This is a genomic window from Plantibacter sp. ME-Dv--P-122b, from assembly GCF_030209375.1.
In the GTDB taxonomy this organism is placed as follows: domain Bacteria; phylum Actinomycetota; class Actinomycetes; order Actinomycetales; family Microbacteriaceae; genus Plantibacter.
Genome location: NZ_JARVSC010000007.1, coordinates 11597 through 34316, shown reverse-complemented (window position 1 = coordinate 34316; position 22720 = coordinate 11597). Strand labels below are relative to the sequence as shown.

The window sequence follows — 22720 nt, the reverse complement described above, 5'->3', positions numbered from 1 at the left end:
CTCACTCACGTGCGTTCCGACCAATCTTGCTGCTGGCGGGTGCTCCGCGGCTAGCAAGGCTTGCCTAACTACAGGCTGGGGCGCGTCGTGTCATCTCGGCATCGCTCATCTATCTTGATGTCGAGACAATTCTAGCATCGAGGATCGGGTCCTCCCGACATGACGAGAGCCCGGCCCGAGACACGCTGACGCGTCGGGCCGGGCTCTCGGCGGATCACTCGGTGGATGCCTGCGGCGCCTTCGGGAACACGGCGCGGACGACGAGCCAGCTGAGGACGAGCAGTGGCGCGTAGAGCGGGATGCCCATGAGGAGCCGGAGCGTGCCGAGGAGTTCGACGTTCCCACTGAAGTAGAGGGGCAGCTGCACGAGGAGTCGTGCGGCGAACATGGCCACCCACACCAGCGTGAGCCACCGCATGGCGCGTCGTTGTCCGGGGTGGGAGCGCCAGCTCGTGCCGCTGCCCATGAGGTAGCCGGCCACGAGTCCGACGACGGGCCACCCGACGAGCACTGAGACGAGGAGGGCCACGGCGTAGGCGCCGTTGGTCCAGAACCCGACGACGTAGAAGTCCTCGGCGCGCCCGGACAGCAGCGCCAGGGCTGCTGAGAGTGCGATGCCGAGGAGGCCGCCGACGGCCTGCGTGACCGGCTGCCGCTGCACGAGGCGTGCCACGGAGAACAGGACCCCGAGTGCGACCGGAGCGATGATCGACGGGAGCAGGTCGAGGGTCAGCGTGTAGACGACGAGGAACAGGAGTCCGGGCAGGATCGCTTCGACGATGCCGCGCACGCCGCCCATGGCGAGCAGCAACGCCTTGCCGGTGGGGGCGTCGCCCTCGGCCATCACGCCCAGACCGGACTTGCGTGCGGCGGCACCGAACGCCGCGGACATCGATTCACCGAGCCGCTGCCGATCCGCATCACCCGTGGCATCAGGGGAACTCGACGCGTCACGGTGATCGACCGGGTCGACTCCGCGGGGCTGCGGTTCTCGTGCGTCCGTCATCGACTACGCGCTCGTGGCCGTCGGCATGCGCAGCGGGATGAGGTCGCGCGGCGGCATGGGAGAGTTGCCCCGGACGACGACGAGGCTGCGGAAGAGGTCGTCCACGAGCGCGGCGGCGTCCGGCTTCGACGCGCCCTCCCCCGCGACGACGCCACGGAGGAACCAGCGCGGACCGTCGACACCGATGAAGCGTGCCAGGTGGGTCGCCTCGGTGCCTGCCGCGCCACCGGTCGGCACCTCGGCGACGAGCTCCGGGCCGAACTCGCCTTCACGCTCGGTCACGGTGCCGCCCTGCTGGGCGATCTGTTCGGCGATCTGCGAGCGGGTCTCGTTCCACAGGCCGGTCGACCGCGGGGCGGCGAACGGCTGGACCTGCAGGGTGGAACCGGCGTAGTCGAGGCCGACCGCGACGACGCGCTTCGTCGCCTCCTCCACCTCGAGGCGGAGGTTCAATCCTTCGCGAGGCAGCACCTTGACGCCACCGAGGTCGATGTAGGGGCGGACGGGGTTCGCCTCGCTCTCGTCGAACGGGCCGGCGGTCTCGCGGTCCTCGGGTGCGGACTTCGCGTCGTCGGGCAGCTCCGCGCCGAGGTCGAGGTCTGGGAGGTCTTCGAGTTCGCTCATGCGAGGGTTCCTGTCTGCGCGGCACCGTCGGTGCTGATGGTCGGGTCGGTGGCGGCCGGTGCCGTGGCGAGCGAGCCGACGCCGGTCGAACCGAAGCCTCCGGATCCTCGAGCACTGCCTGGCAATCGCTCCACCGGGATGAAGTTGGCGCGGGACACCGGCATCACGATGAGCTGGGCGATGCGGTCGCCCGGCTCGACGATGAAGGAGGTGTGGCGGTCGGTGTTGAGGAGCGTGACCTTGATCTCGCCGCGATACCCGGCGTCGACCGTGCCCGGCGAGTTGACGACGGTGATGCCGTGCTTCGCCGCGAGCCCACTGCGTGGGACGACGAACGCCGCATGGCCGTCGGGCAGGGCGATCGAGACGCCGGTGCCGACGAGGGCGCGCTCACCAGGTTCGAGCACGACGTGCTCGGCGGACACGAGATCCGCACCCGCATCGCCGGGGTGTGCATAGCCGGGCAGATCCGGCGCGATAATGAGTACGTCAACGCTTTCGGTCACGAATCGAGGGTAGTGCAGTTCTCTGAGACAAGGCAGACATGCAGCCGTACCGTGAAACCCTCTGGCCCAGCCCCTGGGTCATCATCGCCCTCGCCCTCGTGGTGCCGGCGACCATGCTCGTCCTCGCACCCGTTTCACTCGCGGCGGGGATCGTCGGGGCGGTGGTGCTGTACGGCGGATGCCTCGCGCTGGCCTTCGGGACGGCGCCGAGGATCCAGGTCTCCGAGTCGAGTCTCTCGGTCGGGAAGGCGTCGATCCCGCTCGGGTTCATCGGAGAGGTCGTGGTGTACACCGGGACGGACGCGACCGCTCAGCTCCGCACCAAGCTCGATGCACGCGCCTGGCTCATGATCCGCGGGTGGGTGCACAGCCTCGTGAAGGTGGAGATCGTCGATCCCGCCGACCCGACGCCGTACTGGCTGCTGTCGTCCCGTCGGCCGCAGGCCCTGGCGGATGCGATCGCCGCCGCGCGCACGCACGCCTGAGGCGGTCACCGCTCGAAGCCGCAACGACAGAACCCCTCCGGATCGTGATCCGGAGGGGTTCTGTGTGCCGCTCGCGCGGCGGTGCTGTCAGGCTGCGCACTCCGCGCAGATCGGGCCGAACTTGCCCTCGTGGTCGAGCTGCGAGCGGTGCTTCACGAGGAAGCACTCCATGCAGGTGAACTCGTCCGCCTGGGGCGGGAGCACGACGACGTCGAGGTCGAGGTCGGAGAGGTCGGATCCACCCAGGTTGTAGTCACCCGGGTTGTCAGCGTCTTCGGAGTCGACGACTCCGGACAGCTTGTCTGGAACGCGCTCCTTCAGGGCCTCGATCGACTCGGAATCGTCGTCGGTCTTGCGGGGAGCGTCGTAATCAGTTGCCATGCCTATCCACTTCTCGATGCCGTCGGAACAAAATCGGCGGGCACAGTTTGCATCAGTTCCGCATGAATTGCAAACCGTGTTCGGGAGGGTGTGCGGAACCTTCCCGTGCAACTGACGGCACGCCCGGCGTATTCCCCGAATACGCCCGTGATCCGTGAGAACGTGGGTCAATCACGTGGCACGCTGAGAGGCATTCATCATGCAGGAATTGAAGGTAGTCGGAGCGGAGCTCGGCGCTCTGATCGTTGCAGATCGGAACGAGGAGGAATACCGCCTCATCGTCGACGATTCGTTCCACGTCCACCTGCGGCGGGCGAAGCCGGCCGGTGCGCCGATCGGTGGGAACACCAAGATCTCCCCGCGGGAAGTGCAGGCGCACATCCGCAGCGGGCTCTCCGCCGAGGACGTCGCAGCGGTCACCGGTGCCTCACTGGAGTACGTGCAGCGGTTCGAGGGTCCGGTGATGGCGGAGCGCGAGCACATCGTCGGCACCGCCCTCGGCGTCGCCGTCCTGCCGACGACCGACACGTCGGCCGACGACATCGAGGCCACCTTCGGGAACGTCATCCGGGCTCGACTCGAGAAGCTCGGCGCGACCGACGAACGGTGGACGAGCTGGAAGGAACCCGAGGGCGGCTGGATCGTCAAGCTGTCCTTCACGGCCGACCAGGTCGACCACGACGCCCGCTGGGCGTTCGAGCCGAAGAAGCTCGCCCTCACGCCCATCGGGAGTGAAGCCACGACCCTCTCGCGTCAGGGTGACCTGCCGGCCGCGCTGATCCCCCGGTTGCGGGCGGTCGACACCGACGACTCCCCCGACACCTCGCGCTTCGACAGCGGCGCGTTCTCCCTGGACCGCGTGTCGACGCCGCAGCAGACCGAGACCGACCGTCCAGCCGAGACGCGTCCGATCGAGCCGTTGCCGTTCGCCGCTGACACGGGCTTCGGCCGTGCACCCTCCTCGAAGGCTGCGACGCAGGCCGCGATCAACCGCGAGGCCTCGAGTCCCGAGCAGCACAACCAGACCGCCGACCTGCTCGAGGCGCTCCGCAAGCGCCGCGGCGAGCGGGAGGCCGCTCCCAGCGAACCCGAACCTGCCGAGCGCCCCAGTACGCCGCACGCCGTCCCGGATCAGCAGACGCCGCTGGCGGTGTTCGACACCGGTGAGTTCGAGGCGGCGCAGCAGCGACGCGCGGGCGATGCCGAGTCCTCCGATGGCGGCACGCCGTCCGGGGCCAAGGCGCGCCGCGGCCGAGCGTCGATGCCGTCCTGGGACGAGATCGTGTTCGGTGCGAAGTCCGACGACGACCCGGTCTGATCGGTCAGGGCTTCAGGGCTCGTAGCGACCGAGTCCGAGGAGCGGTATCCGACGTTCGTCGTCGGTGAGCGATCCGTGCTGTCCGACCATGCCCCTTGCGCTCTGATCGGCGGGACGTGAGTCGTAGTAGGCGATGCGCTTGCGGGCGGCGACGATGACGTCGCCGATCCGTGGCAGCACCTCAAGGTCGACCTGGCCGTACCAGCCGTGGTCGATCGCCTGCTCGCGTGTCGCGATCCAGGCGCGGCCTCCCTCCCCGGCTCGCCAGGCCTCAGCCAGGCGCTCCCGATCCGCTTGACCCGCGTCGGCGTCCAGATAGAGGTGGAGGCATCGCGGCTCGCCGCCGATGTGGCGGACACCGGCGACCAGCTCGGGGACCTGGTCGAAGAGCACGTGCTGGTGCTGTGCGACGTCGATCACCCCGTGGTCGGCGGTGATGAGCGCGCCGGTCGACGCGGGCAAACGTGACGACCACCGCTTGAGATCGCCGTCGAGCTCCTCGAGGAGCGCCGTCCAGCGGCCCGACTCCCACCCGTACTCGTGCGCCGCCTGATCGAGCTCGGGGACGTACACGTAGCTGAGTGTGGGGCCGGCGGTCGTGGACACGATCTCGCGGGCCGCGTCGAGGCGGTCCGCCATCGAGCGTCCGGCCCGGTAGTCCGCCCCTCGGAGCACGGCTCGGGTGAAGCCCGAATTGCGGTATCGCTCCTGACCGATCACCGTCGTGGTGACGCCCTCGGCTCTCGCTCGCTCGAACACGGTCGGAAGGCGCTGCCAGGTCTCGGGCACCATGCCGGCGTCCCAGCCGCTGAGTTGGTTCACGACCCGGTCCCCCGCCACGTCCCGTGCTCGGTAGCTGACGAGGCCGTGCCGGCCCGGCAACGAGCCGGTGGTCAGCGTCGCGATCCCGGCCGCGGTCGTCGACGGGAACGCCGACGTCGTGGTGGAGCGCGGACCGAGGCGCGGCGCGAGGAACCGAGCGTGGGCGGCTGCTCCACGGAGGTTCGCGGCGCCGAGGCCGTCGACGAGGACGACGACGGCATGGTCGGCTCGGGGCAGCGATCCACCGCCCACCGTCAGGGATGCGAGGCAATCCGGGAGGACACCGGCAAGGCTGCGTGACTCCGGATCGACCGTCGGTAGCATGGTGGTCATCGGGCTCAGTCTCGCACACCGCGCTGACGACCACGCCCCGCCATCCTCGCCGAGCACCGGCTCGACTCCCCTCAGCAGAGACACGGAATGACCCGCCAACAGCAGACCCCGCCGACGGAGACCAGTGGCGAGCGCATCGAGGACATCGATGTCTCGTCGGAGATGCAGACCTCCTTCCTGGAGTACGCCTATTCGGTCATCTACGCCCGCGCCCTCCCCGACGCGCGCGACGGCTTGAAGCCGGTGCAGCGCCGCATCCTCTATCAGATGACCGAGATGGGCCTGCGCCCCGATCGTGGCCATGTGAAGTCGGCCCGCGTCGTCGGCGAAGTGATGGGGAAGCTGCACCCGCACGGCGACACGGCGATCTACGATGCACTCGTCCGCCTCGCACAGCCCTTCACGCTCCGCGTCCCGCTCATCGACGGGCATGGGAACTTCGGCTCGCTCGACGACGGACCCGCCGCGCCGCGGTACACGGAGGCCCGGCTGGACGCCGCCGCGCTCGCCCTGACGGCTGACCTCGACGAGGACGTCGTCGACTTCGTCCCGAACTACGACAATCAGTTCATGCAGCCCGAGGTCCTCCCGGCCGCGTTCCCGAACCTCCTCGTGAACGGCGCCAGCGGCATCGCGGTCGGTATGGCGACGAACATGGCGCCGCACAACCTCGTCGAGGTGATCGGTGCAGCACGGCACCTCATCGCGCATCCCCAGGCCACCCTCGAGGACCTCATGGAGTTCGTCCCGGGTCCCGACCTCCCCTCGGGTGGCACGATCGTCGGTCTGGACGGCATCAAGGACGCCTACGCCACCGGTCGCGGCTCCTTCAAGACCCGCGCGAAGGTCTCCGTCGAGCCGGTCACCGCGCGGAAGACCGGTCTGGTCATCACCGAACTGCCCTACCTGGTCGGTCCGGAGAAGATCATCGAGAAGATCAAGGACGGTGTCGGCTCCAAGAAGCTCAACGGCATCTCCGACGTCACCGACCTGACGGACCGCATGCACGGGCTCCGCCTCGTGATCGGGATCAAGACCGGCTTCTCACCCGAGGCCGTCCTGGAACAGCTCTACCGCTACACGCCGCTCGAGGACTCCTTCAGCATCAACAACGTGGCACTCGTCGACGGCGGCCCGCAGACGCTCGGCCTCCGGGAACTGCTGCAGGTGTACGTCGACCACCGCATCAGCGTGGTCACGCGCCGGAGCCGGTTCCGGTTGGCGAGACGCAAGGAACGCCTCCACCTCGTGGAGGGTCTCCTCATCGCCATCCTCGACATCGACGAGGTCATCCAGGTCATCCGCGCGAGCGACGACTCCGAACAGGCCCGCGCCAGGCTCATCGAGGTCTTCGACCTCTCACAGCTGCAGGCCGAGTACATCCTCGAACTCCGTCTCCGACGACTCACCAAGTTCTCGAGGATCGAGCTCGAGGCCGAGCGCGACAAGCTGCTGGCGGAGATCGCCGAACTCGAGCGGTTGCTCGGGAGCCAACGACTCATCCGCGCCGCCGTCTCCGCAGAGCTCGCCGCTGCGGCCGAACAGTTCGGCACGCCGCGCCGGACCATGCTGACGAACGCGAAGCCGAGCGTCGCGACGACGGGCCGGGGCAAGAGCGCGCCGGTGCTCGAGCTCGCCGACACCCCGTGCCGCGTCTACCTGAGCGCGACCGGACGGGCGCTCCGCGTCGACCTCGAGCAGGACGCGCCCGCGCCGAGACCTGGCCGACGGAGCAAGCACGACGCCATCCTGAGCGTCGTCGAGACGACGAGTCGCACCGAGCTCGGCGCGGTCACGAGCCTCGGCCGTGTCATCCGGTTCACGCCCCTCGACCTCCCCGCGGTGCCGGCTGCCTCGATCCAGCTCGCGGCCGGGGTCCGGATGGGCGAGTACCTCTCGCTCCCGAACCGCGATGAGCGGGTGCTGGCGATCGTCTCCCTGACGTCGGATCAGCCGATCGTGCTCGGAACCGAGACGGGCGTGGTCAAGCGGGTCATCCCGGGCGATCTGCCGAACAAGCCGGACTTCGAGGTCATCACGCTCAAGCCGCGCGACCACGTCGTCGGGGCGACGCAGGTCGGCGACGACGCGGAACTCGTCTTCGTCGCCTCGGATGCGCAACTGCTCCGCTTCGCCGCGACGTCCGTCCGTCCGCAGGGGCGAGCCGCTGGTGGCATGGCCGGCATCAACCTGTCGGCCGGTGCGAAGGTCATCTCGTTCACGGCGGTCCTCCCCACCGACGACGTCGTCGTCGTGACGGTCGCGACCAACTCCCTGACCCTCGCCGGAACGGACACCGGGAGCGCCAAGGTGTCGGAGTTCTCCGAGTTCCCCGCCAAGGGTCGCGCGACCGGCGGTGTCCGGTCACAGCGCTTCCTGAAGGGCGAAGACCAGCTGGCCGTCGCGTGGGTCGGTGCCGCTCCAGCACACGCCGTCGGGACGGACGGGACACCACGGACGCTTCCGGAGGTCGGAGCCAAGCGCGATGCCTCAGGGGTGCCGCTCGACGCCCCCGTCGGGTTCATCGGCGGCGCGATCACCGCACCGGCAGCACCGGCGACGGACGAAGCGCCCGCGGGCGACGAATCGTCCTGACCGGAGCTGCACACTGACGAAGGCCCGGACTGAGCGCAGTGCTCGATCCGGGCCTTCGTCGTCGGTCCTGCGCCGCGGCGGACGACCACCGATCAGACGTCGATGCTCTCCCGCGACAGTCGGTCGGAGCTGTCGACGATGAATTCCTTGCGTGGGGCGACGTCGTTGCCCATGAGGAGTTCGAAGATCCGTCCGGCCGACTCCGCATCCTCGACGCGGACCCGGCGCAGCGTGCGGTGACGGCGGTCCATGGTGGTGGTGGCGAGCTGGTCGGCGTCCATCTCCCCCAGGCCCTTGTAGCGCTGGATCGGTTCCTGGTGCTTCTTGCCGGTGCGCTTGAGGTCGCTGAGCACCGCGTGCAGTTCGGCTTCGGAGTACGTGTAGATCGTCTCGTTCGGCTTGGAGCCGGGGTTGATGACGATGACGCGGTGGAGCGGCGGTACTGCGGCGAACACGCGACCTGCCTCGATGAGCGGCCGCATGTACCGGAAGAAGAGGGTGAGCAGGAGGGTCCGGATGTGGGCGCCGTCGACGTCGGCGTCGCTCATGAGGATGATCTTGCCGTAGCGGGCGGCGTCGAGATCGAACGATCGTCCGGATCCCGCGCCGATGACCTGGATGATCGACGCGCACTCGGCGTTCGACAGCATGTCGGAGACAGAGGCCTTCTGCACGTTGAGGATCTTGCCTCGGATCGGGAGCAGTGCCTGGTAGGAGCTGTCTCGAGCGAGCTTCGCCGTGCCAAGTGCCGAGTCGCCCTCGACGATGAAGAGTTCGCTCGACTCGAGGTTGCCCGAGCGGCAGTCGACCAGCTTGGCCGGGAGCGACGAGTTCTCGAGCGCGTTCTTGCGGCGTTGCGTCTCCTTGTGGGTCCGCGCGGAGATCCGGGATTTCATCTCCGACACGATCTTCTCGAGCACGAGCGCGGTCTGCGCCTTGTCGTCGCGCTTGGTCGAGGCGAACCGCTCCTTGAGCTCCTTCGTGACGACGTTGGCGACAATGGCTCGGACGGCCGGCGTGCCGAGGATCTCCTTCGTCTGGCCCTCGAACTGCGGCTCGGCGAGGCGCACCGTCAGCACCGCTGTGAGGCCCGCGAGGACGTCGTCCTTCTCGAGCTTGTCCGAGCCGACCTTGAGTCGACGGGCGTTCTGCTCGACTTGGGCGCGGAGGAACTTCAACAGGCCCTGGTCGAATCCGAGTTGGTGCGTGCCGCCCTTCGGCGTGGCGATGATGTTGACGAAGCTGCGCATGACCGTCTCGTACCCGGTCCCCCACCGCAGTGCGATGTCGACCTCTGCCTCGCGCTCCACCTCGGTGGCGACCATGGTGCCCGACGGTGACAGCACCGGGACGGTCTCCGTGAACGTGCCGCTGCCGGTGAGGCGCCAGGTGTCGGTGAGCGCGGTGTCGCCTGCGAGGTAATCGACGAACTCGGAGATACCGCCCTCGTACCGGAACATCGCCTCGGTCGGCTCCTCGACGGTCTCGTCGCGGATGTGGATTCCGAGCCCCTTGATGAGGAAGGCGGTCTGGCGCGCGCGGCCGAGCAGCTCGTCGGCTTGGAACTGCGCGCCCTTCGTGAAGATCTGGCGGTCGGCCCAGTAGCGGATCCGGGTGCCGGTCACGCCGCGCTTCGTCTTGCCGATGACGCGGAGCTCGCTCTGCTTCTCGAACGGTGTGAACGGTGCGTCCGGGGTCGGCTCCCCCGTGTCGGCGAAGATCCCCGGCTCGCCGCGGTGGAACGACATCGCGTAGGTCTTGCCGCCGCGATCGACCTCGACGTCGAGTCGCTCGGACAGGGCGTTGACGACCGAAGCGCCGACGCCGTGCAGCCCGCCGGACGCGGCGTACGAACCGCCGCCGAACTTCCCGCCGGCGTGGAGCTTGGTGAAGACGACCTCGACACCGGAGAGACCGGTCTTCGGCTCGATGTCCACCGGGATGCCACGTGCGTGGTCGCGCACCTCGACGCTCTGATCGGCGTGGAGGACGATCTCGATCTGATCGCCGTACCCGCCGAGGGCCTCGTCGACGGAGTTGTCGATGATCTCCCAGAGGCAGTGCATGAGGCCACGCGAGTCGGTGGAACCGATGTACATGCCCGGTCGCTTACGCACCGCCTCGAGGCCTTCGAGGACGGAGAGATGCCTGGCGGAGTAGTCGCTGCTCACGCTTCCCAGCGTAGTCGTCGGCGCCGACACGCCGAGGGAGACACTCGGCGCGAGATCGCCCGGACGCCCTCGATGGAGCGTTCTCGCGGGCCGTCGACCCATCCGGCTGCACGGTTGATCCGAATCATCTACGCGCACAGCGAAACGAACACGGAATGGGACCCCGTTGTGACAATCGCGTGCTTTCATGAGTACTACGAGTTTCGTAGCCGCCCGAGTCAGGAGGAGCACATGTCACAGACTGCTACCGAGAGCACGCCGAGTGACCTCGACGCCCAGCAACTGACTGCCGCCGATCGTTGCGATCTGTGCGGAGCACAGGCCTACATCCGCGTGCAGATGAACAGCGGCGAGCTGCTGTTCTGCGCGCACCACGGCAAGAAGTACCAGGAGAAGCTGACGCAGGTCGCGACCGACTGGCACGACGAGTCCGCGCGACTCTTCAACGAGCAGCGCGCCTAGTCCACCGGCATCATGACGAAGGGCCCCGGATCCGAGATCCGGGGCCCTTCGTCATGTCCTCGAGGAAGCGCGTGCTCGAGTCTGCGGACTCGAGCACGCGCTTCCTCACGCGAGCGCGGAGACGATCTGCGCTCTGGCGTTGGCAGCGATGTCGTCGAGGGCGTGGAGCTCCGGCGACCCGTCGAGCATCGAGGTGCCGCCGGCGACCGTGATCGCCAGACGGAGCAGCCGATCGGCCAGTTCCGGGTTCTTGGCGAGCACGGGACCGTGCAGGTGGGTCCCGACGAACGGGCCGACCAGCGCACCCTCCGTCCCGTCGCCGTTGCCTCGTCCGTGCTGCACGGCGCCGACCGACTCGACGCCCGTCCCGGCTCGGAAGTCCCGCCCGTGGTTCTCGTACCCGACGAGCACCGGGGCGTCGAGCTCGAGTCTGCCGCTGGGCACGACGACGAGGTCGTCACTCGCCCGCGTGCGCCGCAACGGGGCGTCGCCCTCGATGATGGCGAGGCCCTCGACCCAGTTCCCCGGTACCAGCTCGAGCCGGCGCGTGAGGAGCTTCCACCCGTTGGCGATCGCGAGGACGGGGACGCCGGCCTCCACCCAGGCGATGAACGCGTCGCGGAACGGCCGGAGCGCCTCGAGCACCTGTGGCGCCGACGGGTCGTCGCACGACCCGAGGACGACGGCGTGGACCGTGCTCGGGAGCTCGGCGACCGATTCCACCGGGACGAGCTCGACGGCGAGACCACGCGCGCGTGCTCGGCGAGCGAGGACCGCACCGTTCTCGGCGTCGCCGTTCACATTGCAGCTCGCGGGCAGGAGGACGGCGATGGTGATCGTCGGCTCGGTCGTCATGCGTCGTCCTGATCGTTCGAGGCGAGGCCGAGGTGCGCACGGGTGCGGCGCATCGAGTCGGCGGTGAAGATCACGGTCTTCCGACCGTGCTCGGGCGCCGGGAGGGCGAGGAACGCGTCCAACGCCGTGCCGAGGTCCGGTTCGATCCGGTCGATCTCGACCCCGTCATAGCCCAGCTGCAGCGCGGCTTCCCAGGCCTTGGAGCCCGACACGAGCGCCACACGGCCGAGCCTGGACGTGTCGACCGGCCAGAGGTACGACGGATCGCGGACGTCGCTCCCGACGGCCACCAGGATCTGCTCGGTGTCGGCCGCCAGGCTGTCGACGTTGAGCTGGAAGCTCGCGGGGTTCTGGACGAGGACGAACTCGACCTCCACCCCGCGGACGGTCGTCACCTCGCCGCGGCCGAACACCGGCGTGAGCGCGCGGAACGACTCCGCCGCGGTGGCGAGCCGGAACTCGGGGCCGAGGATCACGGCGGCGCCGGAGAGGGCTGCAGCCGCATCCACGGCGTAGTGCACGCCGCGGGCCGGCAGGCGGAACCGCACGGTCTCACCGCGGTGGGTGATCGACACCAGATCGCCGTCGAGGGCTTCGACGACGGTTCCGGAACCGGGGTCGACCCGATCGGACGAGGTCGTGCTGTAGCCGAGGCCGCGTGCGCTGGCGCCGAGCACGGCCGTCGAGACGCCGTACCGCCATCGCGTCGCGTCGCTGCCCGGAGCGACGGCGTCGACGAGTGCGTCATCGCCGTTCAGGACGAGCGACGTGCTCGATCGGGCGGCGATCGCGTCGAGCATGCGGGCCACCATGGCGGCGTCGTGGAAGCGGTCGATCTGGTCGACGGACACGTTGGTCAGGATGACGTGGGCGGGTGCGAGGCGCGGCGCGATGAGCGCGCCGTGTCCTTCGTCCATCTCGAGCACCCCGAGGTCGGCGTCGATGCGGCCGCGGAGATCGGCTCGTTCGAGGAGGGCTGAGGTGAGGCCCTGCGAGATGTTCGCCGTGGACGGGTTCGTGAAGACCGACACACCGTGGGCACGCAGGATGCCGACGAGCATCTTGGTCGTCGTCGACTTCCCGCTCGAGCCGCTCACGATCACGAGACCGCGCGGGAAGGCGTTCAGCGTGTCGGGGAGGAACCCGGGCGCGATGCGGTTGACCACGAGGCCGGGAACGGCCGATCCCCCGCCCGGCTTGCGCAGCCTGGCGAGGAATCGGACGGCACGACCGGCGAGGATGGCCGGGGCGTAGCGCATGCTCCTACTCGAGGTAGTCGCGAAGCGACTGGGATCGGCTCGGGTGACGCAGCTTCGCCATGGTCTTCGACTCGATCTGCCGGATGCGCTCACGGGTGACCCCGAAGGTGTCGCCGATCTGGTCGAGCGTCTTGGGCATGCCGTCGCCGAGGCCGAAGCGCATCCGGATGACGCCCGCTTCCCGCTCGGAGAGCGAGTCGAGGAGCGACTCCAGCTGCTTCTGCAGCATGGTGAAGCTGACGGCGTCGGCCGGCACGACCGCCTCGGTGTCCTCGATGAGGTCGCCGAACTCGCTGTCGCCGTCCTCGCCGAGGGGCGTGTGCAGCGAGATGGGCTCGCGGCCGTACTTCTGGACCTCGATGACCTTCTCGGGCGTCATGTCGAGTTCGCGGCTGAGTTCCTCGGGCGTGGGCTCGCGGCCCAGGTCCTGCAGCATCTGCCGCTGCACGCGGGCGAGCTTGTTGATGACCTCGACCATGTGCACCGGGATGCGGATGGTGCGCGCCTGGTCGGCCATGGCGCGCGTGATGGCCTGACGGATCCACCAGGTCGCGTAGGTGGAGAACTTGAAACCCTTGGTGTAGTCGAACTTCTCGACCGCACGGATGAGGCCCAGGTTGCCCTCCTGGATGAGGTCGAGGAACTGCATGCCGCGGCCCGTGTACCGCTTGGCGAGGCTCACGACGAGTCGGAGGTTCGCCCCGAGGAGGTGGCTCTTCGCGCGGGCGCCGTCCTTCGCGACCCACTGGAGCTCACGACCGACCCGCGAGCGCTTCTCGAGGTCGGAGAGCTGTGCGAGCTTGTCCTCGGCGAAGAGGCCCGCCTCGATACGCATCGCGAGCTCGACCTCTTCGGCCGCGTTGAGGAGCGCGACCTTACCGATCTGCTTGAGGTAGTCCTTGACCGGGTCGGCGGTGGCGCCGGTGATCGCGGCCGAGTACACCGGGATCTCGTCGTCGTCGCTGTTGGAGAGCACGAGTGCGTCGGTGGGGAGGGTGATCTCCGGCACGGACTTGTCGTCCTCCTCCTCGACCGCCTCGGTGGCGTCGCCTGCGGGCGCGTCGACCACGGCGTCGTCGGCGACGACCTCGACGACGACGTCCTCGTCGTCCGTGCCCTCGTCGGGCTCAGTGCTCGACTTCGTACCCGTCTTGGCGCGGGTGGCCTTCTTGGGAGCAGCCTTCGCTCGGGTCGTGGTGGCCTTGGTGGTCCGAGCCTTCGCTGCGGGAGCCTCCGTGGCCTCGTCTGCTGGCGCTGCTTCGTCTGCGCGAGCCGTCTTGGTGGCCATAGCTGCACCTTCCTGTTCGGACCCGGCATGGACAGTCATCGCCGGATCGTCCGTGATTTCGGACATTACGAGGACCCATGTCAAGTCTTGGTGCAGTGCAACCCGAAAAGGGCCGCCGACATTCCGAGAGGTGAACGGGTCCGTGTTCCATTATAGCGCGCGCCGGAAGACCCCAGAGCCACAGGCCGTTTGTCAAGGGTGGGATCGGTGGACGAAGCGAACGCTCAGCGACGGCGACCGAGCCTGGCACGGACGGCGATCCACAGTGGGCCGACGGCGATGCCCTCGTCCTCGGCGAAGCGTCTCCGCGTGCGGGACCGGGCGACGAGCAGCATCGCCACGCCGAACCCGACCACCAGGTACTGCACGGAGAAGGCGATCCGGAAGCTGTCCATGGAGTAGTCGGCACGGGATCCCCCGCTGACCGCGTCGATGATGAGACCGATGAGGAACATCATGACGAAGCTGGCGAGGAACCCGCCGACGTTCACGATGCCGTTCGCCCCGCCGAGCGCGCGGATGGGATTGAAGGTGCGGGCGAAGTCGAACCCGATGAGTGAACCGGGGCCCCCGATCCCGACCACGACGAACAGGACGATCACGAGCCACATCGGTGGGACGCCCGGCCAGAGGAGGAGTGCGGCCCAGGCGACGCCCATGACCGTGACGATCCCGAGCACGAGGTTGCTCCGCCGGTAGGGGAACCGTGCGGTGAGCACCCCGAGGATGGGGCCCGCGATCATGCCCGAGACCACGATGACGATGAGCAACGATGCGGCGAGGGGCTGCGGGTAGCCGAGGGCGTAGACCATGAACGGGAAGCCCCAGAGGAGCGTGAGGACAGTACCGGAGGACTGGGTGACGAAGTGCGACCAGAACCCGAGACGCGTCCCGGGCCGACGCAGACTGATGACGACCTCGCGGACGACGTGGCCCCACGTCTCGGGGCGCGGCGCCTCGTCGGAACCGGCAGGCCGGTCGCGGACGACGATCAACACCCCGACGAGCGCCAGGAGGACGAGCCCCGCCGCGCTGAGGAACGCCGGCGACCAGCCGAAGGCGTGGAGGACGAAGGAGAACGGCACCGCCGAGAGGATCTGGCCGATCTGCCCGATGTTGCCGACCCACTGGGACACGATCGGCACCCGGTGGGTGGGGAACCAGGAGTTCACGAGCCGGAGCACGGAGGTGAACACCGCGGCGTCGCCGAGGCCGACCAACATCCGGCCGACGATCGCGCCGCCGAGTTCGGTCGTGAGACCCAGCCAGACCTGGCCCGCCATGACGACGGTCAGCCCCGCGATGATCAGGACGCGGGGTCCGAGGCGGTCGATGAGCACCCCGACCGGGACCTGCATCGCGGCGTACACGATCAGCTGTGCGACCGCGAGCGTCGACAGCGCGGCGGCGTCGACCTGGAACCGCTCGGTGGCGTCCACCGCCGCCACGCCGAGCGTCGACCGCTGCATGACGGTGATGAGGTAGGCGAACACCCCGACGCCGTACACCCACCAGACGCGTCGAGATCCCACCGATCCAGCTTAGGTGGTCGAGCGGTCCTCGTCGCCGTGGCGCCGGCTCGCGAGGAACTTCTCGAGCTCCGCGGCGATCTCATCGGCCGTCGGGAGCGCTCCATCGATGTCGGTGAGCGGCGACTTCGGCGAGTTGTCCTCCATGTAGGCGTCGTACCGCTCCTCGAGCGTCGAGACCAGCTGGCCGAGCTCGTGGTTGGTCCCCACCTGCTCGTCGATCTTGGCGAGGAAGTCGCGGCTGTCCTCGCGGAGACGGTCCGTGGGGAAGATGAGCCCGGTCGCCGCGCTGAGGCTCTCGATCGCCGTGATCGCCGCGGCCGGGAACTCCGTGTCGGCGAGGTAGTGCGGCACGAGGAGCACGAAGGCCGCGATGCTGTCCCCGCGCTCGTAGAGGCGGTACTCGAGGAGGTGGAGCACGTTGGACGGCACCTGGGTGCGGGGGCGCCAGACCGAGAGCGACTCGATGAGGTCGAACCGGTTGCCGCTGACGGTGACCCCGATCGGCCTGGTGTGCGGGACCGGCATCGGGATGGCGTGCACCCACGTCGTGTCGCTGACCCGGAAGCGGTCGACGAGCTCGAGCACGGCCGCGACGAAGCGGTCCCAGAGGAAGTCGGGCTCGAAACCGGTGAGCAACAGGAACGGTGATCCGAGTTCGTCGTGGGCCAGCGACAGGGTCAGCCGAGGTGGCCGGTACTCAGTCAGGTGGTCCTGGTCGAACGAGATGATCGGCCGGCGGGCCCGGTAGTCGAGCAGGACGTCGGCGTCGAACTCGGCGATGACCGTCGTGTCGAGGACGTCGTCGAGGTAGGCGTTCAACTGCCCGACCGCGCCGCCGGCGTCGGAGAACCCGGTGAGCCCCGCGACGAGATGGAGGCCGGCGGGGATGTCGATCTCCGGGTGCACCTCGTAGAGGTCGTCAGGCGTAGGCATGGTCCAACTCTAAACGGGGGTGTCGCAGCGCCCTTCCCCTCCGGGCGTCGGCGGTACCGCCGAGAGCGAACACCGGGGGCCCCGCCTCGTTCCGGAACGGCACGTGCCTACGATGGAGGCATGACGATCCCTGTGCTCTCCGTGTTGTCCGCCGCCGTCGAGGGAGTCGAGGCCGAGCTGCTCGTCCTCGCGGTGAGGAAGGGCGACGACGGACCGGAGCTCCTGGCGCCCGAGGCCTACGCGCCGCTCGCGGGCGAGCTGCGCGCCTCCGGCGTCACGGGAGCCGAAGACCAGGTGCGACGCCTCCCGGACCGGTTCGGCGCGGCCTCCGGTCTCGTGGTGGTCGGCCTCGGTTCTGACGCGGACGACGCGTCCTTCCGACGTGCGGCCGGCGCGGTCACGAGGACGATCGACGGCCAGGCCTCGATCGCGTTCGCGTTGACGGAGGAGACGGCCGCCGCCGCCGAAGCCGTCCTCGAGGGGGCGGCCATCGGCGCCTACCGCTACACCGCGTCGCGTGGTGTCGGGTCCGCGCCGGCGCCGGCATCGCTCGAGCAGATCACCGTCGTCGTCCCGTCGACCGTGGATGCCCCGGATGCCGGGCTCGCGGAACACGCCACCGCGGTCGCCGAGGCCATCGCGCTCGTCAAGGACCTGGTCAACACGCCGCCGAACGAGCTCTACCCGGCGACCTTCGCCGACGCGGCCCGCGCTGCGGTCGACGGCCTCGACGTCGAGGTCGAGGAATGGGACGAGACCCGCCTGGCCGAGGACGGCTTCGGCGGCATCCTCGGCGTCGGGCAGGGGTCCTCTCGGCCTCCGCGACTCGTCAAGCTGAGCTACCACCCGGAGGCCGCCCGGACTCACCTGGCCCTCGTCGGGAAGGGCATCACCTTCGACAGCGGCGGGCTCTCCCTGAAGCCGCCGGTCTCGATGGTCGGGATGAAGTACGACATGACCGGTGCGGCGACCGTGCTCGCCGTCCTGGCAGCGGCCGCGCGGCTCGGGGTACCCACCAGGCTGACCGCGTGGCTCTGCCTCGCCGAAAACCTCCCGTCCGGCACGGCGATCCGGCCGAACGACGTCCTCACCATCCGAGGCGGACGCACGGTGGAGGTCACCAACACCGACGCCGAGGGCCGGCTGGTCCTCGCCGACGGACTCGTCGCAGCAGGCGAGGAGGGCCCGGACGCCATCATCGACGTCGCGACCCTCACGGGAGCCGCCGTGGTCGCGCTCGGCAACCGCTACACGGGCGTCATGGGCGATGCAGCGTTCGTCACGGACCTCATCGCGACCGGTTCCGGAGCGGACGAACTGTTCTGGCCGATGCCGTTCCCAGCGGAACTGCGCAAGGTCCTCGACTCCGACGTCGCCGACCTCGCCAACGCGAAGCCCGGGACCACCGCGGGCGGCATGCTCGTCGCCGGCACCTTCCTGCAGGAGTTCATCGCCGACCGTACCGACGAGGACGGCGGGACGACCCGCATCCCGTGGGCCCACTTGGACATCGCCGGGAGCGCGATGAACGGCGACGCCCCCTACGGCTTCACCGCGAAGGGCCCGACCGGAGTCGCGGTCCGCACCCTCCTCGCAATGGCCGAGGAGATTAGCCACCCGTAGTAAGGTCGGTGGGGGCGGTTCGACCCGCCTCGACGCCGCCGAACACACCACGACGGTTTCCGATCGACCACGAAGCACACACAAGGAGCAACGGAGTGTCCGAGCAGAATTTTGACCTGGTAGTCCTGGGAGGCGGAAGCGGCGGATACGCTGCGGCGTTGCGCGCTTCGCAGCTCGGCCTCACCGTCGGCATGATCGAGAAGGACAAGGTCGGCGGCACCTGCCTCCACCGCGGTTGCATCCCGACGAAGGCGCTGCTGCACTCCGCCGAGGTCGCGGACGCATCGCGCGAGTCGGAGAAGTACGGCGTCAAGTCCACCTTCGAAGGCATCGACATCGAGGGCGTCACGAAGTACCGCGAGGGCATCGTCGCGAAGAAGTACAAGGGACTCCAGGGCCTCGTCAAGGCCCGCGGCATCACCACCATCGAGGGTGAGGGCCGTCTGGTCTCCCCGACGAGCGTGCAGGTCGGCGACGACCTCATCACCGGCAAGAACGTGATCCTCGCGACGGGCTCGTACAGCCGCTCGCTCCCCGGTCTCGAGATCGGTGGCCGCGTCATCACGAGCGAGCAGGCGCTGCAGCTCGACTTCGTGCCGAAGAAGGTCGCCGTCCTCGGCGGCGGTGTGATCGGCGTCGAGTTCGCGAGCGTCTGGAAGTCGTTCGGGACCGAGGTCACGATCATCGAGGCGCTCCCCCACCTCGTCCCCAACGAGGACGAGTCGATCAGCAAGGCGCTCGAGCGCGCGTTCCGCAAGCGCGGCATCGAATACTCGCTCGGCGTGCGGTTCCAGGGCGTCACCCAGGACGACTCGGGCGTGCACATCACGCTCGAGGACGGCAAGACGATCGACGCCGAGCTGCTGCTCGTCGCCGTCGGCCGTGGCCCGTCGACCGCCGGACTCGGCTTCGAGGAGGTCGGTGTCACCATCGACCGCGGCTTCGTGATCACCAACGACCGTCTCGAGACGAACATCCCCGGCCTGTACGCCGTCGGCGACATCGTCCCCGGCCTGCAGCTCGCGCACCGCGGCTTCCAGCAGGGCATCTTCGTGGCCGAGGAGATCGCCGGTCTCAAGCCGGTCATCATCGAGGACGTCAACATCCCGAAGGTCACCTACAGCGACCCCGAGATCGCGTCCGTCGGTCTGAGCGAGGCCAAGGCGGCCGAGCAGTACGGCGCCGACAACATCACGAGCTACGACTTCAACCTCGCCGGCAACGGCAAGAGCGAGATCATCGGCACGAGCGGCAACGTCAAGGTCATCCGGGTCAACGACGGCCCCGTCATCGGTGTGCACATGATCGGCGCCCGCGTCGGTGAGCTCATCGCCGAAGGCCAGCTCGCGGTCAACTGGGAAGCCTACCCCGAGGACATCGCGCCGCTGATCCACGCGCACCCCACGCAGAACGAGGCGCTCGGCGAAGCATTCCTCGCGCTTGCAGGCAAGCCCCTGCACGCGCTGTGACGCATTCCGAACACCCCAATAAGCTAGTGAACACACAACAGGTTTCAAAGGAGACAAGGTCATGAGCGAATCCGTCAGCCTCCCGGCACTCGGCGAGAGTGTCACCGAGGGTACGGTCACCCGCTGGCTGAAGAATGTCGGCGACACCGTGGAGGTCGACGAGCCGCTGCTCGAAGTGTCGACCGACAAGGTCGACACCGAGATCCCTTCGCCCGTCGCGGGTGTCATCGAAGCGATCCTCGTCCAGGAGGACGAGACCGTCGAGGTCGGCACCGCTCTCGTGACCATCGGTGATGGTTCGGGTGCGGCTGCTGCCGAGGAGCCCGCGCCCGCCGCGGAACCGGCTGCTGCCGAACCCGCCCCGGCAGAGCCCGCTCCCGCGGCCGAGCCCGAGCCGGCACCTGCTGCCGCGCCGGCTCCCGCTGCTGCACCTGCTGCAGCGCCGGCTGCTGCTCCTGCTGCTGCTCCGGCACCAGCTGCTGCTCCGGCTCCCGCTGCTGCTCCGGCACCAGCTGCTGCTCCGGCTCCTGCTGCTGCGCCTGCTGCTCCGGCTCCGGCCGCCGCTTCGACGCCTGCCGCTGGCGGGGTCGTCAACTCCGGCTACGTCACGCCGCTGGTGCGTCGTCTCGCCAACCAGCACGGGGTCGACCTCAGCACGGTCACCGGCACCGGTGTCGGCGGACGGATCCGCAAGGAAGACGTCCTGCAGGCTCAGAGCGCCGGTGGCGCCACGGAGTCGCCCGCTGCTCCGACCGTCCAGGTCTCCGAGCTGCGTGGCACGAGTAAGGCCATGTCGCGTCTGCGCAAGGTCGTCGCCGAGCGCGCCGTCGCTTCGATGCAGGGCACCGCCCAGCTGACGAGCGTCGTCGAGGTCGACGTCACGAAGGTCGCGGCACTCCGTACGGCCGTCAAGGACGAGTTCCTCGCCAAGACCGGCAACAAGCTGTCGTTCCTGCCGTTCTTCGCCCTTGCTGCCAGCGAGGCACTCCAGACGTACCCGATCATCAACGCCACCGTCGACGGCGACCAGATCGTGTACCCGGAGACGGAGAACCTCGCGATCGCCGTGGACACCGAGCGTGGCCTGCTGACGCCGGTCATCCGCAACTCGGGTTCCAAGTCGATCGCCGAGCTCGGCGCCGAGATCGCCGATCTCGCGCAGCGCACTCGCGACAACAAGCTGCAGCCGGACGAGCTGTCGGGCGGCACGTTCACGCTGACCAACACCGGTTCGCGCGGCGCCCTGTTCGACACCCCGATCGTGTTCCTGCCGCAGTCGGCGATCCTCGGTACGGGTATCGTCACGAAGAAGCCGGTCGTCGTCACGGTCGACGGTGCAGACGCCATCGCGATCCGTTCGACGGTCTACCTCGCGCTGAGCTACGACCACCGCATCATCGACGGCGCGGACGCTGCACGCTTCCTCGTCCAGGTGAAGAACCGCCTCGAAGCAGGCGACTTCCGCGGCTCGCTCGGGATCTGATCCCGAACCGACCGCGCCGTGTCCACCGCCTCATCCGGCGGTGAACACCTCCCGCAGACGCCAGCCCGTCTCGCCCCTCACCACGAGGAGCGTGACGGGCTGTCGTCGTCCTGCGGCGGCCTCGTCCGTCTCGGGCGGCTCGGCCGTGCCTCGGAGGATCGCCGCGTCGCCCTGACGGTCGACGAGGTCGAGGCTCGCCGCATCGATCGATCCGATCCCGACACCGAAGTGCTCGTCGTCGTCGAACGGGGACCCGCGTTCGACGGAGTCCCAGAGGCACCCCTCCTCCCCCGTCGTGCGGCACTGATCCCGTCGACGGACGAGCTCGCGGGCCGCGGCCTCGGGATCGTCACCGGTGACGACGTCGACGGCGTCGGATTCGTCGGCCGTCTGCATCGGCGTCGCCGCCGGCGGCGCGACAGTCGTGATCGGCGCGGGCACCGGGCCGTCCAAACCGGCCGAACCGGCCGGCGTTGGTGCGATCGCGGTGCTCGGGTCCTCGGACGGCAGGAACACCATCGCCGCCGACACCAGTGCCGCTGCCGCGCCAGCCGCTCCGATCACGAGTCGGCGGCGTCTCGGGCCGCCGTCGACGAGCGGCGTCGAGCGGGCGGCGGCCGCTACCCGTGTGCCTCGACCGGATCGCCAGGCCAGATGACGACGCAGCGTCGACGCGGAAGGTCGTGACCGACGCCTCGACTCGAGCGCGGCCCGTCGGCTCGCTGGGAGCGGAGCGGTCCGCTGGGCGCGATCGGCGGAAGCACGGATGGCATCGGCAGGTGATGCGGACGGCGGGTCGACGCGGTCGAGCAGGACCGGGAGCGGTCGTGCCAGGGCGTGGATCCGCTGTTGCAGTCGGTTGGCGATCTCGTGGTCGGCGAGCTCAGGCACGACCTCGGCCCAGGCCACGGTCGAGGGGGCCTCGTCGAGGTCGGTCGCCTGCAGGACGCCGTCCATGAGCCCCGCGAACGCCGTCCAATCGGCAGCGAACGCCGGTGCGGTGCGGCCGAGCCCACTATCGATCGTCTGGTGGTCGACGGGAGCTGCGCCCGACCAGCCGGAGAGGACCGGTCGGCCGTCGTCAGCGAAGCGCACGGCTGAAGCGCTGATCGACCCGTGACTGATCCCGGAGAGGTGCGCCGCGCGGATGGCGTCGACCAGCGGTGCCAGGATCGTGACGGCCTCACCGGGAGCGATCGACTCCCGGCGGCGCAGCAGTTCTCCCAACGTGCCGCCGGCGAGCCGCTCGACCAGCAGGCACGGGAGGCCGGCGGGATCCTCGGCGACGTCGACGAGTCTCACGATGTGCGGGTGGTCGAGTCGGGACAGGATGGCCGCGCGACGCCAGAGGTCGCGCTCGGCGGCGTCCGCCCTCGCTCGGAGCAGCACGGCGTCGCCCGCCGGGGCGGCCTGGTCGGTACGCCCGCCGTGCGCGGATCCGGCCTGGGCGAGCACCGTCGAGTAGGCCGTCCACTCCCGGCCCTCACCCAAGCGGCGGACGAGACGACGGCCGGCAACTCGGGTTGTGGTGGCGGACGGGTCTGGCAGTCTTTCCATAGCTCGATCCTCCGACGC

At 69.1% G+C, this 22720-nt stretch carries 19 protein-coding genes; 7 read left to right on the top strand and 12 right to left on the bottom strand.

Features of this window, described 5'->3' with window-relative positions; translation table 11 throughout:
- Nucleotides 1–214 precede the first annotated feature (214 nt).
- The 3 genes from QRN19_RS14775 to dut all read right to left on the bottom strand — a co-directional run bounded on the left by QRN19_RS14775 (nucleotide 215) and on the right by dut (nucleotide 2136).
- Complete coding sequence (locus QRN19_RS14775) at nucleotides 215–892, bottom strand: DUF3159 domain-containing protein (RefSeq protein WP_285027833.1); 678 nt, start codon at nucleotides 890–892, stop codon at nucleotides 215–217.
- A gap of 117 nt (nucleotides 893–1009) precedes the next feature.
- Nucleotides 1010–1630 (bottom strand): DUF3710 domain-containing protein, encoded by a 621-nt coding sequence (locus QRN19_RS14770; RefSeq protein ID WP_285027832.1) that lies wholly within the window; start codon nucleotides 1628–1630, stop codon nucleotides 1010–1012.
- A complete protein-coding gene (gene dut, locus QRN19_RS14765; RefSeq protein WP_285027829.1) occupies nucleotides 1627–2136 on the bottom strand; it encodes a dUTP diphosphatase in 510 nt (169 codons plus the stop codon). Before dut ends, QRN19_RS14770 begins: the two co-directional genes overlap by 4 nt.
- 38 nt (nucleotides 2137–2174) lie before the next feature.
- Here dut and QRN19_RS14760 point away from each other — a divergent pair, with 38 nt between their 5' ends.
- Nucleotides 2175–2621: a DUF3093 domain-containing protein gene (locus QRN19_RS14760; RefSeq protein ID WP_079705884.1), complete on the top strand. Its 447-nt coding sequence runs from the start codon at nucleotides 2175–2177 to the stop codon at nucleotides 2619–2621.
- Nucleotides 2622–2708: 87 nt separating this feature from the next.
- On the opposite strand, the gene QRN19_RS14755 is transcribed toward QRN19_RS14760, so the two are convergent.
- A complete protein-coding gene (locus tag QRN19_RS14755; RefSeq protein ID WP_056005937.1) occupies nucleotides 2709–3002 on the bottom strand; it encodes a DUF4193 domain-containing protein in 294 nt (97 codons plus the stop codon).
- A 199-nt stretch (nucleotides 3003–3201) separates the two neighbouring features.
- On the opposite strand from QRN19_RS14755, the gene sepH reads away from it, so the two are divergent.
- Nucleotides 3202–4320 (top strand): septation protein SepH, encoded by a 1119-nt coding sequence (gene sepH, locus QRN19_RS14750; RefSeq protein ID WP_285027822.1) that lies wholly within the window; start codon nucleotides 3202–3204, stop codon nucleotides 4318–4320.
- A 12-nt stretch (nucleotides 4321–4332) separates the two neighbouring features.
- Here sepH and QRN19_RS14745 read toward each other — a convergent pair whose 3' ends face one another.
- The gene (locus QRN19_RS14745) at nucleotides 4333–5475 is read right to left on the bottom strand and encodes an alkaline phosphatase family protein (RefSeq protein ID WP_285027820.1); all 1143 of its coding nucleotides are present in this window, start codon (nucleotides 5473–5475) and stop codon (nucleotides 4333–4335) included.
- A gap of 87 nt (nucleotides 5476–5562) precedes the next feature.
- Between QRN19_RS14745 and QRN19_RS14740 the strand changes: the two genes are divergently transcribed.
- Nucleotides 5563–8070, top strand: a complete 2508-nt coding sequence (locus QRN19_RS14740) for a DNA gyrase/topoisomerase IV subunit A (protein WP_285027818.1) — start codon at nucleotides 5563–5565, stop codon at nucleotides 8068–8070.
- 92 nt (nucleotides 8071–8162) lie between these two features.
- Here the strand turns inward: QRN19_RS14740 and QRN19_RS14735 are convergent, their stop codons facing one another.
- Nucleotides 8163–10241: a DNA gyrase/topoisomerase IV subunit B gene (locus QRN19_RS14735; RefSeq protein ID WP_285027817.1), complete on the bottom strand. Its 2079-nt coding sequence runs from the start codon at nucleotides 10239–10241 to the stop codon at nucleotides 8163–8165.
- 231 nt (nucleotides 10242–10472) lie between these two features.
- Between QRN19_RS14735 and QRN19_RS14730 the strand changes: the two genes are divergently transcribed.
- The gene (locus tag QRN19_RS14730) at nucleotides 10473–10703 is read left to right on the top strand and encodes a DUF7455 domain-containing protein (protein WP_079705880.1); all 231 of its coding nucleotides are present in this window, start codon (nucleotides 10473–10475) and stop codon (nucleotides 10701–10703) included.
- Nucleotides 10704–10808: 105 nt separating this feature from the next.
- Here QRN19_RS14730 and QRN19_RS14725 read toward each other — a convergent pair whose 3' ends face one another.
- From QRN19_RS14725 to QRN19_RS14705, 5 genes are all read right to left on the bottom strand, one after another.
- Nucleotides 10809–11558 (bottom strand): hypothetical protein, encoded by a 750-nt coding sequence (locus QRN19_RS14725; RefSeq protein WP_285027815.1) that lies wholly within the window; start codon nucleotides 11556–11558, stop codon nucleotides 10809–10811.
- Complete coding sequence (locus tag QRN19_RS14720; RefSeq protein ID WP_285027813.1) at nucleotides 11555–12817, bottom strand: MurT ligase domain-containing protein; 1263 nt, start codon at nucleotides 12815–12817, stop codon at nucleotides 11555–11557. Before QRN19_RS14720 ends, QRN19_RS14725 begins: the two co-directional genes overlap by 4 nt.
- 4 nt (nucleotides 12818–12821) lie before the next feature.
- On the bottom strand, nucleotides 12822–14144 hold the full coding sequence (locus QRN19_RS14715; RefSeq protein ID WP_285027812.1) for an RNA polymerase sigma factor: 1323 nt from the start codon (nucleotides 14142–14144) through the stop codon (nucleotides 12822–12824).
- Nucleotides 14145–14329: 185 nt separating this feature from the next.
- Nucleotides 14330–15637: an MFS transporter gene (locus QRN19_RS14710; RefSeq protein ID WP_285027811.1), complete on the bottom strand. Its 1308-nt coding sequence runs from the start codon at nucleotides 15635–15637 to the stop codon at nucleotides 14330–14332.
- Between the two features lie 9 nt (nucleotides 15638–15646).
- Nucleotides 15647–16570 carry a proteasome assembly chaperone family protein gene (locus tag QRN19_RS14705; RefSeq protein WP_285027809.1) on the bottom strand — a complete coding sequence of 308 codons (924 nt, stop codon included), beginning with the start codon at nucleotides 16568–16570 and terminating at the stop codon, nucleotides 15647–15649.
- Nucleotides 16571–16690: 120 nt separating this feature from the next.
- Here QRN19_RS14705 and QRN19_RS14700 point away from each other — a divergent pair, with 120 nt between their 5' ends.
- The 3 genes from QRN19_RS14700 (at nucleotide 16691) to QRN19_RS14690 (ending at nucleotide 21145) form a co-directional block, all read left to right on the top strand.
- Nucleotides 16691–18193, top strand: coding sequence for a leucyl aminopeptidase (locus QRN19_RS14700; RefSeq protein WP_285027808.1), 1503 nt, complete (start codon nucleotides 16691–16693; stop codon nucleotides 18191–18193).
- 95 nt (nucleotides 18194–18288) lie between these two features.
- Nucleotides 18289–19662, top strand: a complete 1374-nt coding sequence (gene lpdA / locus QRN19_RS14695) for a dihydrolipoyl dehydrogenase (RefSeq protein ID WP_064293772.1) — start codon at nucleotides 18289–18291, stop codon at nucleotides 19660–19662.
- A 61-nt stretch (nucleotides 19663–19723) separates the two neighbouring features.
- The gene (locus tag QRN19_RS14690) at nucleotides 19724–21145 is read left to right on the top strand and encodes a 2-oxo acid dehydrogenase subunit E2 (protein WP_285027805.1); all 1422 of its coding nucleotides are present in this window, start codon (nucleotides 19724–19726) and stop codon (nucleotides 21143–21145) included.
- Nucleotides 21146–21175: 30 nt separating this feature from the next.
- Here the strand turns inward: QRN19_RS14690 and QRN19_RS14685 are convergent, their stop codons facing one another.
- Nucleotides 21176–22702: a protein kinase domain-containing protein gene (locus QRN19_RS14685; RefSeq protein ID WP_285027804.1), complete on the bottom strand. Its 1527-nt coding sequence runs from the start codon at nucleotides 22700–22702 to the stop codon at nucleotides 21176–21178.
- Nucleotides 22703–22720 lie beyond the last annotated feature (18 nt).

Bases quoted from the DNA above. Each gene is read 5' to 3' on its own strand.
- QRN19_RS14775 (WP_285027833.1), bottom strand. From the start codon at position 892: ATGTCCGCGGCGTTCGGTGCCGCCGCACGCAAGTCCGGTCTGGGCGTG.
- QRN19_RS14770 (WP_285027832.1), bottom strand. From the start codon at position 1,630: ATGAGCGAACTCGAAGACCTCCCAGACCTCGACCTCGGCGCGGAGCTG.
- QRN19_RS14760 (WP_079705884.1), top strand. From the start codon at position 2,175: ATGCAGCCGTACCGTGAAACCCTCTGGCCCAGCCCCTGGGTCATCATC.
- QRN19_RS14755 (WP_056005937.1), bottom strand. From the start codon at position 3,002: ATGGCAACTGATTACGACGCTCCCCGCAAGACCGACGACGATTCCGAG.
- sepH (WP_285027822.1), top strand. From the start codon at position 3,202: ATGCAGGAATTGAAGGTAGTCGGAGCGGAGCTCGGCGCTCTGATCGTT.
- QRN19_RS14745 (WP_285027820.1), bottom strand. From the start codon at position 5,475: ATGACCACCATGCTACCGACGGTCGATCCGGAGTCACGCAGCCTTGCC.
- QRN19_RS14740 (WP_285027818.1), top strand. From the start codon at position 5,563: ATGACCCGCCAACAGCAGACCCCGCCGACGGAGACCAGTGGCGAGCGC.
- QRN19_RS14730 (WP_079705880.1), top strand. From the start codon at position 10,473: ATGTCACAGACTGCTACCGAGAGCACGCCGAGTGACCTCGACGCCCAG.
- QRN19_RS14725 (WP_285027815.1), bottom strand. From the start codon at position 11,558: ATGACGACCGAGCCGACGATCACCATCGCCGTCCTCCTGCCCGCGAGC.
- QRN19_RS14720 (WP_285027813.1), bottom strand. From the start codon at position 12,817: ATGCGCTACGCCCCGGCCATCCTCGCCGGTCGTGCCGTCCGATTCCTC.
- QRN19_RS14715 (WP_285027812.1), bottom strand. From the start codon at position 14,144: ATGACTGTCCATGCCGGGTCCGAACAGGAAGGTGCAGCTATGGCCACC.
- QRN19_RS14705 (WP_285027809.1), bottom strand. From the start codon at position 16,570: ATGCCTACGCCTGACGACCTCTACGAGGTGCACCCGGAGATCGACATC.
- QRN19_RS14700 (WP_285027808.1), top strand. From the start codon at position 16,691: ATGACGATCCCTGTGCTCTCCGTGTTGTCCGCCGCCGTCGAGGGAGTC.
- QRN19_RS14690 (WP_285027805.1), top strand. From the start codon at position 19,724: ATGAGCGAATCCGTCAGCCTCCCGGCACTCGGCGAGAGTGTCACCGAG.
- QRN19_RS14685 (WP_285027804.1), bottom strand. From the start codon at position 22,702: ATGGAAAGACTGCCAGACCCGTCCGCCACCACAACCCGAGTTGCCGGC.